13 protein-coding genes and 1 pseudogene are annotated in these 13,747 nt (G+C 63.4%); 5 read left to right on the forward strand and 9 right to left on the reverse strand.

Going from position 1 to position 13,747, the window contains the following annotated elements:
- Window positions 1–89 precede the first annotated feature (89 nt).
- The 8 genes and pseudogenes from cysN to dbpA all read right to left on the reverse strand — a co-directional run bounded on the left by cysN (window position 90) and on the right by dbpA (window position 8,208).
- Window positions 90–1,532, reverse strand: a complete 1,443-nt coding sequence (gene cysN / locus HALZIN_RS0109810) for a sulfate adenylyltransferase subunit CysN (RefSeq protein ID WP_031384042.1) — start codon at window positions 1,530–1,532, stop codon at window positions 90–92.
- Window positions 1,533–1,609: 77 nt separating this feature from the next.
- The gene (locus HALZIN_RS0109815) at window positions 1,610–1,954 is read right to left on the reverse strand and encodes a four helix bundle protein (RefSeq protein WP_031384043.1); all 345 of its coding nucleotides are present in this window, start codon (window positions 1,952–1,954) and stop codon (window positions 1,610–1,612) included.
- Between the two features lie 70 nt (window positions 1,955–2,024).
- Window positions 2,025–2,942, reverse strand: a complete 918-nt coding sequence (gene cysD / locus HALZIN_RS0109820; RefSeq protein ID WP_031384044.1) for a sulfate adenylyltransferase subunit CysD — start codon at window positions 2,940–2,942, stop codon at window positions 2,025–2,027.
- 249 nt (window positions 2,943–3,191) lie between these two features.
- Window positions 3,192–3,926, reverse strand: coding sequence for a metallophosphoesterase (locus HALZIN_RS0109825; protein ID WP_031384045.1), 735 nt, complete (start codon window positions 3,924–3,926; stop codon window positions 3,192–3,194).
- A 127-nt stretch (window positions 3,927–4,053) separates the two neighbouring features.
- Complete coding sequence (locus HALZIN_RS0109830) at window positions 4,054–4,500, reverse strand: DUF1249 domain-containing protein (protein ID WP_031384046.1); 447 nt, start codon at window positions 4,498–4,500, stop codon at window positions 4,054–4,056.
- Between the two features lie 3 nt (window positions 4,501–4,503).
- Window positions 4,504–5,133, reverse strand: coding sequence for an NUDIX domain-containing protein (locus tag HALZIN_RS0109835; RefSeq protein ID WP_031384047.1), 630 nt, complete (start codon window positions 5,131–5,133; stop codon window positions 4,504–4,506).
- 321 nt (window positions 5,134–5,454) lie between these two features.
- Window positions 5,455–6,414, reverse strand: a pseudogene (gene ltrA, locus HALZIN_RS0109840) (group II intron reverse transcriptase/maturase); the annotation flags it as partial.
- A 396-nt stretch (window positions 6,415–6,810) separates the two neighbouring features.
- A complete protein-coding gene (gene dbpA / locus HALZIN_RS0109845; protein WP_031384049.1) occupies window positions 6,811–8,208 on the reverse strand; it encodes an ATP-dependent RNA helicase DbpA in 1,398 nt (465 codons plus the stop codon).
- A 228-nt stretch (window positions 8,209–8,436) separates the two neighbouring features.
- Here dbpA and HALZIN_RS0109850 point away from each other — a divergent pair, with 228 nt between their 5' ends.
- The 3 genes from HALZIN_RS0109850 to HALZIN_RS0109860 all read left to right on the forward strand — a co-directional run bounded on the left by HALZIN_RS0109850 (window position 8,437) and on the right by HALZIN_RS0109860 (window position 10,828).
- Window positions 8,437–9,165 carry a YebC/PmpR family DNA-binding transcriptional regulator gene (locus HALZIN_RS0109850; protein ID WP_031384050.1) on the forward strand — a complete coding sequence of 243 codons (729 nt, stop codon included), beginning with the start codon at window positions 8,437–8,439 and terminating at the stop codon, window positions 9,163–9,165.
- A 236-nt stretch (window positions 9,166–9,401) separates the two neighbouring features.
- Window positions 9,402–9,590 carry a DUF3008 family protein gene (locus HALZIN_RS0109855; protein ID WP_031384051.1) on the forward strand — a complete coding sequence of 63 codons (189 nt, stop codon included), beginning with the start codon at window positions 9,402–9,404 and terminating at the stop codon, window positions 9,588–9,590.
- A gap of 191 nt (window positions 9,591–9,781) precedes the next feature.
- A complete protein-coding gene (locus tag HALZIN_RS0109860; protein ID WP_031384052.1) occupies window positions 9,782–10,828 on the forward strand; it encodes an aldo/keto reductase in 1,047 nt (348 codons plus the stop codon).
- A 104-nt stretch (window positions 10,829–10,932) separates the two neighbouring features.
- Here the strand turns inward: HALZIN_RS0109860 and HALZIN_RS0109865 are convergent, their stop codons facing one another.
- Complete coding sequence (locus HALZIN_RS0109865; protein WP_084173479.1) at window positions 10,933–11,505, reverse strand: sugar O-acetyltransferase; 573 nt, start codon at window positions 11,503–11,505, stop codon at window positions 10,933–10,935.
- A 639-nt stretch (window positions 11,506–12,144) separates the two neighbouring features.
- On the opposite strand from HALZIN_RS0109865, the gene HALZIN_RS0109870 reads away from it, so the two are divergent.
- Together HALZIN_RS0109870 and HALZIN_RS0109875 are read left to right on the forward strand one after the other, a co-directional pair.
- On the forward strand, window positions 12,145–12,747 hold the full coding sequence (locus HALZIN_RS0109870) for a class I SAM-dependent methyltransferase (RefSeq protein WP_031384054.1): 603 nt from the start codon (window positions 12,145–12,147) through the stop codon (window positions 12,745–12,747).
- A 344-nt stretch (window positions 12,748–13,091) separates the two neighbouring features.
- Complete coding sequence (locus HALZIN_RS0109875; RefSeq protein WP_031384055.1) at window positions 13,092–13,409, forward strand: hypothetical protein; 318 nt, start codon at window positions 13,092–13,094, stop codon at window positions 13,407–13,409.
- The last annotated feature ends 338 nt before the right edge of the window (window positions 13,410–13,747 follow it).

A 13,747-nucleotide genomic window follows, 5' to 3' on the forward strand; every position in this document is an offset into this window, starting at 1 on the left:
GAGTAGGCAAATCCCCGTCACAGACACGCGCGCCCCCGCCAGCTTCGGAACCGGCGGGGCGACGTGACGTAGCGCATGGATTTCGCCGTCTACTTGCCCAGCAGCTCGCGCACATCCTTCGCCTGCCAATGCGGAAAATACTTGCGCACCAGGGCGTTGAGCTCGACCTCGAAGGCCTGCCAGTCGACCTCGCCGGCCGCGCCGCCGCCCTCCAGCGCGCCGCGCACCATCCCCGCGCCGACGGTGACGTTGGTCAACCGGTCGATGACGATGAAGCTGCCGGTGCCGGGGCTGACGCGGTAGTCGTCGACCGGCACCGGCGCGGTCAGCTCGACCCGGCAACGGCCGATGGCGTTCAGCGCGAGCCGCTCGGCGCGGTGATGCTCGAGCGTGTTGACGTCGACCTGGTAGTCGATCGCCGTCACCTTGCCGGCCAGATCGCGGGTGGCGAGCTTTAGATCGTAGAGCTTGCCGGGCTCCAGCGGTGTTTCGTGCATCCACACGATGTCGGCGGCGAAGGCGTTGGACAGCGCGATCTCGGCGTCCGCGGCGACCAGCCAGTCGCCCCGGGAGACGTCGATCTCGTCATTGAGGGTGACGGTGATCGCCTGGCCCGGGTAGGCGGCATCGAGATCGCCATCGAACGTGACCAGCCGCTCGACGGTGGAGGTCTTGCCGGAGGGCAGCGCCTTGATTCGTTGCCCCGGGCGCAGGATGCCGGCGGCCAGCGTGCCGGCGTAGCCGCGGAAGTCGAGATTGGGCCGGTTGACGTACTGCACCGGCAGGCGCAGGTCGGCGAGATTGCTGTCGTGGCTGATCTCGACGGTCTCGAGCAGTTCGAGCAGCGGCGTGCCCGGCTGGCCGTCGTCGGTCCGGTACCAGGGCATGTTCTCGCTAGCGTTGACGACGTTGTCGCCTTCCAGCGCGGAGATCGGCACGAAGCGGATGTCGCGGGCATTGAGCTTGTCGGCGAGCAGCCGGTACTCGGCGACGATCGCGTCGAAGCGCGCCTGGGAGTACTCCACCAGGTCCATCTTGTTGATGGCGACCACCAGGTGCTGGATGCCCAGCAGGTCGGCGATAAAGCTGTGCCGCCTGGTTTGTGTCTGCACGCCGTGCCGGGCGTCGATCAGGATCACCGCCAGGCTGGCGGTGGAGGCGCCGGTGGCCATGTTGCGGGTGTACTGCTCGTGGCCCGGGGTGTCGGCGATGATGAACTTGCGCCGGTCGGTGGAGAAGTACCGATAGGCGACGTCGATGGTGATGCCCTGCTCGCGCTCGGACTGCAGCCCGTCGACCAGCAGCGCCAGGTCGACCCTGTCGCCGGTGGTGCCGCTGGTCCTGGAGGCCTGGGTAATGGCGGCGAGCTGGTCCTCGTAGATCATCTTGGAGTCGTGCAGCAGCCGACCGATCAGCGTCGACTTGCCGTCGTCGACGCTACCGCAGGTGATGAAGCGCAGCAGGTCCTTGTTCTCGTGTTCCTGGAGGTACTGCTCGATATTATCGGCGATAAGGGCTGATTTATGTGACATAGCAAGATCCTGAGCTGTAAGCCGTAAGCTTTAAGCGGTAAGTAAACCCCAACCAACCGCCGCTTGCGGCGTTGCGTCTATTCGTTATCCAGGGTGGCGATCAAGCCAGCGAGCATGGAGGAAATTTCTCGCGTTTCCTGTAGCCATTCACGGCCTTTGTCCTGGGGTACGTAATCGATTTCCATGCCGATATAGATCTGAGTGCGTAATTCGGAGCACGAGCCGCGCGCGATAATTAGAAAGTGGCGCTTATCCTTCGTCGTAGATCGGCTCATGCCTTCCGCGATGTTGCTGGGAACCGATAAGCCTGAACGCGTGATCTGATCCTTGAAACCGAAGTCACGTAAATCCCGCAGGGTTTTATAAAGCTCGGCTGATAGCCTGGCTGAGCGCTTCCAGACCTGGAGTTTCTCGAAATTTATGTCGGCGTCCTCCGGGCTGCTTAAAGCTTATGGCTTACAGCTTACGGCTTTCCAGCGCGCCTACGGCGCGCTAGAAGTATCCCTCGCGCTTCTTGCGCTCCATCGAACCGGCCTGGTCATGATCGATGGCGCGGCCGCTGCGTTCGCTGGTGCGGGTCAGCAGCATCTCCTGGATGATCTCGGGCAGCGTGGCAGCCTTCGATTCCACCGCGCCGGTGAGCGGGTAGCAGCCGAGCGTGCGAAAGCGCACCCATTTCTCCTCGGGGACTTCGCCTTCCTCGAGCGGCAGGCGCTCGTCGTCGACCATGATCTGCATGCCGTCGCGCTCGACCACCGGGCGCGGGGCGGCGTAGTACAGCGGCACGATGGGGATCGATTCCAGATAGATGTACTGCCAGATGTCGAGCTCGGTCCAGTTGGAGAGCGGGAACACGCGGATCGATTCGCCCTTGTTGATCTTGGCGTTGTAGATGTTCCACAGCTCGGGGCGCTGGTTCTTGGGGTCCCAGCGGTGGTACTTGTCGCGGAACGAGTAGACGCGCTCCTTGGCTCTTGATGCTTCCTCGTCGCGCCGCGCCCCGCCGAAGGCGGCGTCGAAGCCGTACTTGTCGAGCGCCTGCTTGAGCGACTGGGTCTTCATGATGTCGGTGTACTTGGCGCTGCCGTGCTCGAAGGGGTTGATGCCCGCCGCGCGGCCTTCCTCGTTGATGTGCTCGATAAGCTCCATGCCCACCTCGGCCGCCATGCGATCGCGGAACGCGATCATCTCGCGGAACTTCCAGGTGGTGTTGACGTGCATCAGCGGGAACGGCGGCGTGCCCGGGTAGAAGGCCTTGCGCGCCAGGTGCAGCATCACCGAGGAGTCCTTGCCGATGGAGTAGAGCATCACCGGGTTCGCGAACTCGGCGGCCACTTCACGGATGATGTGGATCGACTCGGCTTCGAGCTGCTTGAGGTGAGTCTGGCGTTCGGGGGTGATCTCGATCATGGAGTATCCAGGGGAATTCAGGGCTGTGCCAATGGGGAAATAGCTGTAAGCCGTAAACTGTAAGTAACCTCAAAAGATTGGGCGGTTGTTGCTTACAGCTTATCGCTTCAGGCGCAGAGCGCCGTCCTTAGAGCTTCGATCCACCGCTTGTCACGTTGACCACAGACGATGAACAAGGGGATACGTTACCGAGCGAGCGATGATAACGTCAAAGAATTAAGGAACATTCTTTAATCGCATTAGGGAATATCAACTATCGATGCGCTCGATCCAGGTATGGATCCCCGAGGCGTCCAGGTCGACCACCCGCAGCCCGGGACGCGAGGCCTCGTCGATGGCGAACTCCGGCGAACCCGCAAGAAACTGATCGGCGGTCGCCGGGCAGCCGTAGATGACGATCTCGCCCTGCCTCGATGCATGCCGCGCGGTGAAGGCCTGATGGATATGCCCGAACAGGATCGCCCGCACCTGCGCGTAGGCGGCGAGGGTCTGCCAGAAGGCCTCGCGATCGGTCAGGCCGATGGCATCCATCCACGCCGAGCCCACCTCGACCGGCGGATGGTGCAGCGCCAGCAGGGTCGGTCGGTCGTCCTCCTCCAGCGCCAGCGCCAGGGCTTGCAACTGGGCCTGGCCGAGTTCCCCATGGGCCTGGCCATTGACGTGCGAATCGAGCAGCAACAGGCGCCACTCGCCCAAGTCGACCTCGTCAAGCAGTTCACGCTCCTCGGCCATGTAGCGCGGGCGGTCGTGATTGCCGGGCAGCCAGAACCAGGGACACTCCAGCGCCGAGAACGCCTCGGCGGCGTGGCGATAGGAAGCCGGCGACTCGTCCTCGCTGATGTCCCCGGTCACCAGCAGCAGATCGGGGCGCAGCGAGCGCGCCCGTTCGAGTACCGCATGGAGCTGGCGATGCGGCACGCCCGTCCGCGAGCGGGCCGCGGGGTCGGCATGCAGATGGCAATCGGTGACCTGGACCAGCCGCATCGGCTATTCACTCCTGGGCTCGAAAGTGCGTGTCATGCCCGCCGCACGGTAGGCGATGGTATTCCGAACGAGGGTCAAGACGAAGGGAATCGGCAGTTGCGCGAGGCTCGCGGCCTGCCGCAAGTAGCTAGCGCGTCGTCGAGAGGTCGGTCGCGTGGCCGTGCGCCAGGCCGTGTTCGAGCCATTCGCCGAGGAAACGGTTGAGCTGGAGCTTCTCGTCGGGCTGATGCATGCGCGGGTTGGGGTAGCGGTAGCGTCCGCTGAAATGACGCTGACGCTGGAAGTCGGTGACTTCGGCCATGCGCACGTCGTGATAGAGATGCACGTTCATGCGCGGCGAATCGATGATGCCGTCGAGCACTCCGGTCTGGGCCACCCGCACGATGGTCGTGTAGGGCGCGCGCTCGGCGACCTCCAGCCACAGCGTACCGAAACAGCCGGCGCCGCCGGTCAGCGACACCTCACGCACCTCGCCGGCCCCCAACTCGCCAAGCAGCCGCGTCAGGCGCAGGTAGTTGGCGGTACATTCGCCCTGCAGCGTTTTTAGGTCAGTGACATACGCGGTTCTGGCCACGGCTTATCTCCTTGCTCGCAATGAGGCCCGTTCGCGTGTCAGCCAGAGAAAGGCGATCAGGCACATGGCGTTATCCAGCCGCCCCGCCTCGAGCAACTGCTGAGCGCGGACGAATGGCAGCACGTGCACCTGGATGTCTTCATCCTCGTCCTCCAGGCCATGCACGCCGCCCAGCTCGCGGCTGTCGACGAGCCCGCAGAACAGCGTGACCCGCTCGTCGCTGCCCCCGGGACTCGGATAGTAGCTGTACAGCTCGATCAGCTCGTCGATATGGCAACCCGCTTCCTCCATGGCTTCACGGCGCGCCACCTCGGCCGGGTCCTCGCCGGCTTCGATCAGCCCGGCGACGGGCTCGAGTTTCCAGGGACTGAGCGAATCATCGAGCGCTCCGGCGCGCAGCTGCTCGACGAGGACCACGCTATCGCGCTCGATATCGTAGAGTAGCACGCCGACCGCGTCGCGGCGCACATGCACCTCGCGCTCGAGCACGCGGCTCCAGCCGCCCTGAAACAGCCGATGGCGCAGGTGGCGACGCTCGAGGCTGAAAAACCCCTGATACAGCGACTCGCTTTCCAGCCGCTCGACATCGGCGCCGGTAAAGCGCGTAGCGCCCTGTGAATGGTCGTCGGTCATGAACTCTCCAATCGGCCGGGACGCACCCGGGCGCGGACACAATGCGCCCCATTATCCCGGGCCGCTGGATGGATTCCAAGTCGCGCTCCGACAAAGCCGTCTCCTTTCACCGCCATGCGAGATTGGGTATAGCTCGTGGCAAGGAACTTGTTCCCGATCGGTTTCGGCTGCCCCTATCGCGAATAAATTCGCTCCCACGAAAACCGGGCCTGGACGGCCATTGAAGAAGACGCTTCTTGATAGGGGTCGGGAAGGCTTCGCCTCCCCGCCCTCCGAACCGTGCGTGCGGTTCTCCCGCACACGGCTCTCCAGTCGATGGTTTCAACATCGTGATTGGCTCGCTTGCTGCCAGGCTTCGGCTAGGGTGAAAAGCCCGGCAGCGGCGAAGAACCTATTGGGCCAACGTCGCGTGTCTGTTCCGGTGTTGCCACGCCCAGGGCGTTTCTCCTGCTTGCGCAGGATGGCGCGAAGCCGTCGGCGGATGAAGCCATCCAACGGCCGGAACGTTGTCCGATAGGCGTGTCGGAAGTAGCCGAACCAGCCTCTTAGCAGAGGATTGAGTGAGGCGATGATCTGCCGCAGACTCTTGCCTTCCGTCCGCCGCGTCTTGCTTCTCACCTTGTCCTTGAAGGCTCTGAGACTCTTCCTACGTACCCAGCGCTTTCCCGCCTCGAAGCGGTAGCCCAGGAAGTCGAAGCCCTCGCCGCGTTGTCGACAGTCACCGATATGGGGCTTGTCGGGGTGCAGGGTCAGGCCATTCGTCATCACCCAGTCCTGCACGTGGGCCAGGGCCTGCCGGGCCTCCTGCTCGCTGTAACAGAGGATGACAAAGTCGTCGGCATACCGCACCATGCGATAGCCGCGCTGGGTCATCTCCTGGTCCAGCGGGTGCAGGTAGAGATTCGTCAGCAAGGGGCTGATGATCGCTCCTTGCGGCGCTCCCGCGGTGGGGCTCCAGCAGTTCATCTCGCTAACGATGTCCTGCGTCAGCCAGGCACGCAGCAGTGACAACAACCGACCATCGCTGAGCCGTTCCTCAACACGGCTCATGAGGCGGTCATGCGGGATGCTGTCGAAGTAACCCTGCAGGTCGGCGTCGACCCCCCAGGTCATGCCGGCCTTGAGGCCATCATCGACGGCCCGCAAGGCGTCCTTGCAGCCTCTTCCTGGTCGGAAGCCATAGCTCATCGGCAGGAACTCGTGCTCGAGAATCGGTTCGATGACACGCTTGAGCGCCGCCTGAACGATGCGGTCCTTGACGGTAGGGATAGCCAACGGGCGTGTCTTGCCGTCGCTTTAGCCGCCACCCCAGCGCGACGGGTGCGTTTCAGGCTTCGCTGTCTCCCAGCAAGCTCGCCACCTGACCCGGCCGAATCGAGTTCGTCATCCTACGGACCGCCAGTTCGCCTCCGGTTGCTCTCCACCCCGCCTCGCGGCGACGCAGTTACCTTCGACTACGGGGCCATGGCTTACCCCGACTCGGACTTCCACCGAGTTGTGTGCACGCCTTCACGGGCGCACTGGGAGGGAACTTGTTCCCGATTGGCGCCGCCAGGCGCCCGGCATGGCTCCCACGAAACCCGGCTCGGATGGCCAAGGGAGCCTGGCTGATGGCTATCGTGGGAGGGAACTTGTTCCCGATTGGCGCCGCCAGGCGCCCAGCATGGCTCCGGCAGTCTAGCGGGTGATCCGGCGCGCCCGAAACGACCGCCCCTTGATCCGCCCGTTGGCGAGCTGATCGAGCGCGGCCCGGGCGATATCGCGCTCGACGGCGACGAAGGCGCTGCGCTCGGTGACCTGGATCTTGCCGACCTGGTCACCGGCGATACCGCCCTCGCCGGTCAATGCGCCAAGGATATCCCCCGGGCGCACCTTGTCCTTCTTGCCGGCGCCGAGCTGCAGCGTCGCCATGCCCGGCGTGAACGGCTGCGGATTGCCGCGCAATGCCGGCAGCGGCTCGCAGGTCAGCGCCTCGCCGAGAAACTCGCCGAGCTTGTCGAGCCGGTAGAGTTCATTGTCGGCGACCAGGGTGCAGGCCACGCCGCGTCCGCCGGCCCGGCCGGTGCGGCCGATGCGGTGGATGTGGACCTCGAGCTCGCGGGCGATCTGATGATTGAACACCGCATCCAGCGCGTCGATGTCCAGCCCGCGTGCCGCCACGTCGGTGGCGACCAGGATCGACACGCTCTTGTTGGCGAACATCACCAGGATGCGATCGCGGTCGGGCTGCTCCAGGTCGCCGTTGAGCGCCAGCGCGGAAAAGCCCGTCGCGTTCAGGGCATCGGCGACCTGCTGGGTCTCGCGCTTGGTGTTGCAGAACACCACGCTGGATTCCGGACGATGGCTGAGCAACAGCCGCTGCAGCGCCGGCACGCGCGCTTCCTCGTCGGCGATCCGGTAGAAGTGCTGGCGGATAGTGGTATCGTCGTGGGTCGAGGCGACCTTGACATTCAGCGGCTCGCTCATCAGGCGCGCGGCGATCGGCCGGATGCCCTCGCCATAGGTGGCGCTGAACAGCAGCGTCTGGCGCGAGGCCGGCGCCTGGCCGACGATCGCCTCGATCGCCGCCTGAAAGCCCATGTCGAGCATGCGGTCGGCTTCGTCCAGCACCAGTGTGGTCAGCGCGTCGAGCGTCAGCGAGCCCTTGCGCAGGTGCTCCTCGATCCGCCCCGGCGTGCCCACCACCACATGCGCGCCGTGCTCCAGCGAATCGCGCTGCGGCTTGAACGGCGCCCCGCCGCACAGCGTCAGCACCTTGACGTTGCTGAGCCCGCGCGCCAACCGGCGCAGCTCGCCGGCGACCTGGTCGGCCAGCTCGCGAGTCGGGCACAAGACCAGGCCCTGCACGTGGAATGCCTTGATCTCGAGCCTTGACAGCAGCCCCAGACCGAACGCCGCGGTCTTGCCCGAGCCGGTCTGGCCCTGACCGATCACGTCGCGCCCGGCGAGAATCGCCGGCAGGCTCTCGGCCTGGATCGGCGTCATGGCGTGATAGCCCAGCGACTCCAGGGTGGCGAGCAGTTCGGGCGCCAGCGGCAGGGTGGCGAAAGCGGATTGAGGGGGCAGATCGGACACGGGCAAATCCTGTAACGTGGCGGCAGAACGGGCGGCGGGTGCGCGAGGCGTCGACGGATGGAGGCTTTGCAATGGCGACCGGCGCGAGAATAGCAGAATCGCCGCGCGGCTGTCCGGTTATCGCCCGGGGCGAACGAGGGCGCCGCTCTACCACGAAAGAAAGCCTGCCACAGTGCGGCGATGTTGCGTAAAATCCAGGCGTCGATGACAACCTGACAGGACACAGACATGGGTAGGGCCTTCCAGAACCGCAAGGAATCCATGGCCAAGACGGCCGACGCCAAGACCAAGGTGTACAGCAAGTACGGCCGCGAAATTTACGTCTGCGCCAAGTCCGGCGGCACCGACCCGTCCGGCAACCTGGCGTTGCGCGGGCTGATCGATCGCGCCAAGAAGGACCAGGTCCCCTCGCACGTGATCGACAAGGCGCTCGACAAGGCCAAGGGCAGCGGCGGCGAGGATTTCTCGCCGGCGCGCTACGAAGGCTTCGGGCCCGGCAACTGCATGGTGATCGTCGAGTGCCTCACCGATAACCCCAACCGCACCTTCGGCGACGTGCGCGTGTGCTTCAACAAGACCAGGGGCAAGATCGGCACCCCCGGCAGCGTCAGCCACATGTTCGATCACAGCGCGATCCTCGCTTACCCCGGCGAGGACGAGGAGGCGGCGCTCGAGGCGCTGATGGAAGCCGATGTCGAGGTCACCGACATCGAGAACGAAAACGGCCGGATCACCGTGTTCGCCCCGCACACCGACTACGCCAAGGCCAAGCAGGCGCTGACCGACGCCTTCGGCGAACTCGACTTCGAGATCGACGAGATCCAGTTCCTGCCGCAGACCACCACCCCGGTCGAGGGCGAGGACGTCGCGCTGTTCGAGAAGATGCTCGACATGCTCAACGATCTGGACGACGTGCAGAACGTCTACCACAACGCCGAAGTGACCGAGCCGGCGTAAGCTCTCTCGGCCGGGTCCATTCTCTCCCGGCAACCCGCTCCTTTCAGTGCTGAAAGAGCCCGGCTCATGCGAGCCGGGCTCTTTGCTTACCACCGCCTGGCCATCGCTCGTGCCGGCTCTCTTGGCCAACTCCATGCGCGCTGACTAACCTGAGCATGAAGTCCGCCTAACGGATTTCGCCGAGCAAGAGGTGGCGTCGCCGGAACGGCCCCTATGTCATGACAGGAGGTTGAACGATGCCCGCCAAATCCGAAGCCCAGCAAATGGCCGCCGGAGCCGCACTGGCCGCCAAGCGTGGCAAGAAGAAAGCCAGTGAACTGGAAGGTGCCGCGAAGTCGATGTACGACTCCATGGATGAAGACGAGTTGGAGAAGATGGCTTCGGCCAAGCAGAAGGACAAGCCGAAACACAATTCGAAGTCCTGATCGCGCAAAGCCAGCGACGCCGCCGGGCGACCCTGGTGGCGTTTGTCACTGGACGAGCGGTTTTCGCAGGATCGGGCATGAACCCGACAGAATCGAGCCAACCGCCAGCCGCCCAGCGAACCATACTCAGAGGCGTTGTCCCCGTCTGGTCTCAGACGGATATTTCAGCCCTCCCGCACAGGAGCCACTGCATGCGTTACAGACAATTCGGCAATACCGGCCTGTTCGTCTCCGAGCTCTGCCTCGGCACCATGACCTTCGGCGGCGAAGGCGAACTGTGGAGCCAGATCGGCGACCTGCAACAGGCCGATGCCGACAAGCTGATCGGCCGCGCCTTCGACGCCGGCATCAACTTCATCGACACCGCCGACGTCTATTCGCAGGGCCAATCGGAGGTGATCACCGGCCAGGCCTTGAAGAATCTCAACATCGCTCGCGACGAGGTGGTCGTGGCCACCAAGGTGTTCGGCGAGACCGGGCCTGGCGTGAATGCCCGCGGCCTGACGCGCTATCACATCATGGAGGGCGTGAAAGCCAGCCTGAAACGGCTGCAGCTCGACCACATCGACCTTTATCAGGTCCACGGCTTCGACCCGGCCACGCCGATCGAGGAGACCGTTCGGGCGCTCAACACGCTGGTCGAGCATGGTCATGTGCGCTACATCGGCGTCTCCAACTGGGCAGCCTGGCAGATCATGAAGGCGTTGGGCATCGCCGAGCGCCATGGTCTGGCGCGCTTCGAATCGCTGCAGGCGTACTACACGCTGGCCGGACGCGACCTGGAACGCGAAATCGTGCCGCTGCTGCAAAGCGAGAATCTCGGCCTGATGGTCTGGAGCCCGCTCGCCGGTGGCTTGCTGAGCGGCAAGTACGGTCGCGACAAGCAGGCCGAAGCCGGCAGCCGCCGGACCACCTTCGACTTCCCGCCGGTCGACGTCGAGCGGGCCTACGACTGTATCGAGGTAATGCAGCGCATCGCCGGGGCGAAAGGCGTCTCCGTCGCCCAGATCGCACTCGCCTGGCTGCTTCATCAACGCGCGGTGACCAGCGTGATCGTCGGCGCCAAGCGCATCGACCAGCTCGACGACAACATTGCCGCCGCCGAGGTTGGGCTGAGCGATGAGGAACTCGCCGAACTGCACGACGTCAGCGCATTGCCCCCCGAGTACCCCGGCTGGATGTTCGAACGCCAGGGCGAATACCGACGCCAGCAGATCGCTCAGTCGCACCAGCGCTGAACGAGGCACACCGCCGACGCCCGGCTTGGCCATGCGCCGGGCGCGGGTCTTGACGCGGCGCCAAGCGTCCGCTCGGGCCGGGCCAGCCGCCGGGCGGACTGACTTCATGCGTGCGGCAACGGCCGGATGACACGGCATGGATTGCCCGCGGCCACGACATTGGCCGGCAGGTCGCGCGTGACCACGCTGCCCGCGCCCACGACGGTGTTTTCGCCGATGCTCACGCCCGGGCATACGATGGCCCCGCCGCCCAGCCAGACGCCGTCGGCGATGGCCACCGGCAAGGCATATTCCAGGCCGGCGCGCCGCTGTATCGGCTCCAGCGGGTGCGTCGCGGTATAGATATGCACAGCCGGTGCGAGTTGAACCTCATCGCCGAGGGTGATCCGATTGCAGTCGAGCAGCACGCAGTCGTAGTTCACGAAGCAGCGTTTGCCGAGAGTAATATTGAAGCCATAGTCGCAGCGCAGGGTAGGCCGTACCACCGAACCCACGCCGAAACCGCCGAACAAGGCCAAGAGCAGCGCCTGACGCTTTTCAGCCGCATCGGCGGGCGTGGCATTGAACGTGGCCAATAGCGCCTGGGCGTCCAGATGCGCCGCCTGCAAGTGCGGATCCTCGGCATTGTAGAGCTCACCCGTCAGCATCCTCGCCCGCTGGTCATTCCGCATCGTCATTGCTCCGCTCTGTTGGCCTGGTCTGGAAAGGCACTTTAGCGCAATTGACGGTGGCTGGGTGAAAGACCCAACCTACCCCTGTATCCAAAATGCAACACTGCAACTCATTGAAATCTATAATTTCATATAATTTACGCTTATTCATGTCTCGTTTTGGAGACGCTTATCCGATGCTTTGTGCAACAACTCCCTTCACTTTGTCTAACGGCCTCGCCAATAAATATTTATCTTGCTGTATTTGATATAAAATTATGTCAGTTGGCATCAATCTCGCATTGCAAGGACATGGCTGAAGAGGCAGCTTGCAAAGCGCCTTTTCAGTAACAGGAGGTCCTTGATCTCGCTAAGGATTGGCGGGCCAGGGAAGGAACCCGGCAAGGACGCCTCCTTTTTACCGCTGGACGCCGAGCATCATGGCGACCAGCCAGCAAGACCCTTCAGTTCCCTGCGTACCTTGGGCCGCCCTGCGGCCCATTTTTTTGTGCCTGCGTTTTACGCGCGTCCTGATGGTCCGGGCTCGTACGCTTCTCGTCCGGGCGCTGGCACGCCGGAGTCTTGCTATTCTTTTACTCACCGAAGCGGTGCTGTACCGTGAGGTAAAATGAGAGTCCCGTTCCCACTGAATGAGAAAAACAAGCCATGGACGAGCATCAGCAGCCAGCGAGCAATTCCCAACAATCCTTGCGCCGCCAGTTCGTCCTGTTCGCCAGCAACTTCTTCAAACACCCGAAGATGCTGGGCTCGATCATCCCCAGCTCACCCTTTCTGGTGAGACGCATGCTGGGTCACGTCGACTGGGAACGCACTCGAGTGCTGGTCGAATACGGCCCTGGCATCGGCACCTTCACGAGGGAAATCCTGCGCCAGATGCACCCTGATGCAGTGCTGCTGGTGATCGAAACCAACAAGGATTTTGTCGAGTACATCAACAGCGCCTACGCGGACCCGCGGATGCAGGTCGTGCACGGTTCGGCAGCCGATATTCAGCGGGTGCTGGGTGAACGCGGTCTCGGTGCGGTCGACTACGTGATCGCCGGCATCCCTTTCAGTACGCTGCCCGCCGCCATGCGGGAAAGCATCCTCGATGCGACGCGCCAGGTGATCTCGCCGGATGGCACCTTCCTGCTCTACCAGTTCTCGCCCAATATCCTGCCCGCGCTACGCAAGACCTTCTCCAAGGTGACGCGAGAGTTCGAACCGATGAACTTCCTGCCCGCGCATTTCTATCGCTGCAGCCCGTAGCGTGCAGGGCCGTTGGTCAGCGGACGGAGCTGAACTGACCCGCCACAGCGTGTTACCCATGGCGTCGGCAACCAACGTCCGCCCGGCCGTCGATGGCCGCAATCCCTGGCATCCACCAACAAGCGCGCTAAACCAGGCCATGGCGGCATCCTCGTGTGCTATTCATCGGACCGAAACCTCGACCATGCGGCAAACTACCTGGCAAGCTCATATCAGCAACATGGCGAACCGACGTGAGCCCTGGCTACTGCGCTGAAACTCGGTATGATCAGGGTGCATCATTTTTTCATGCGGAGCGGACACCACGAGCAATCATTCTTACCAAGCCAGCACCGGAGGTTCTCATGAAGGTATACAGACCTGAATGGCAGTGCACGTTTAACGTAAACGACGGCGCGGAAGAATCGGCCAACTTAAAAGAGCGCCTCGCCTGGTTCATTCGAGCGCTTGCCGACAAGCTGGACGGTGGCGGTAGAACGCTCAAGATCGACTGCAGCATCTCTCCGCAGGTGAGCCGCCAGGATATCGACACCTGCCTGGGCAAGGGCTTCGAAGTCGCCCAAGGGTTGCTCACCCAGCTCGCCCATCAGGCCGCCTGCGAAGACGTCATGCGTCACGCCAAGGCGGACCTGTTCAAGGAAGACTATCAGCGCCAACGGTAATCCTAAGCATAGCGTAGCAAGTGCACCCCACCCGGCTTGGCCGGCTGGGGTGCTTTTTCTGCGATCCGGTGTAGGAGGCGCCGTCACGACCGACCACTGATCGCGCCCGCGGCGCGTTACCAGCGCCGCGACGAATAGCCGCACCATCGTGATGCTTTAGGATCGCATCGGGTCTTTGCAATGGCGGTGCGAATTCAAGATCCTGCTCATGGAGTCGTTAATACCATTGACTGAGCAAGTGTCATGCGTGACGTTGCTCGGTAGCACCTCGGCCCAGTTGGATGCTAGGAGCCCAGCCCGGCTTGCGCAACGTCGCCGCGAAGGCAGAGGAGAACAAG

This window comes from Halomonas zincidurans B6, assembly GCF_000731955.1.
Classification (GTDB): Bacteria; Pseudomonadota; Gammaproteobacteria; order Pseudomonadales; family Halomonadaceae; genus Modicisalibacter; species Modicisalibacter zincidurans.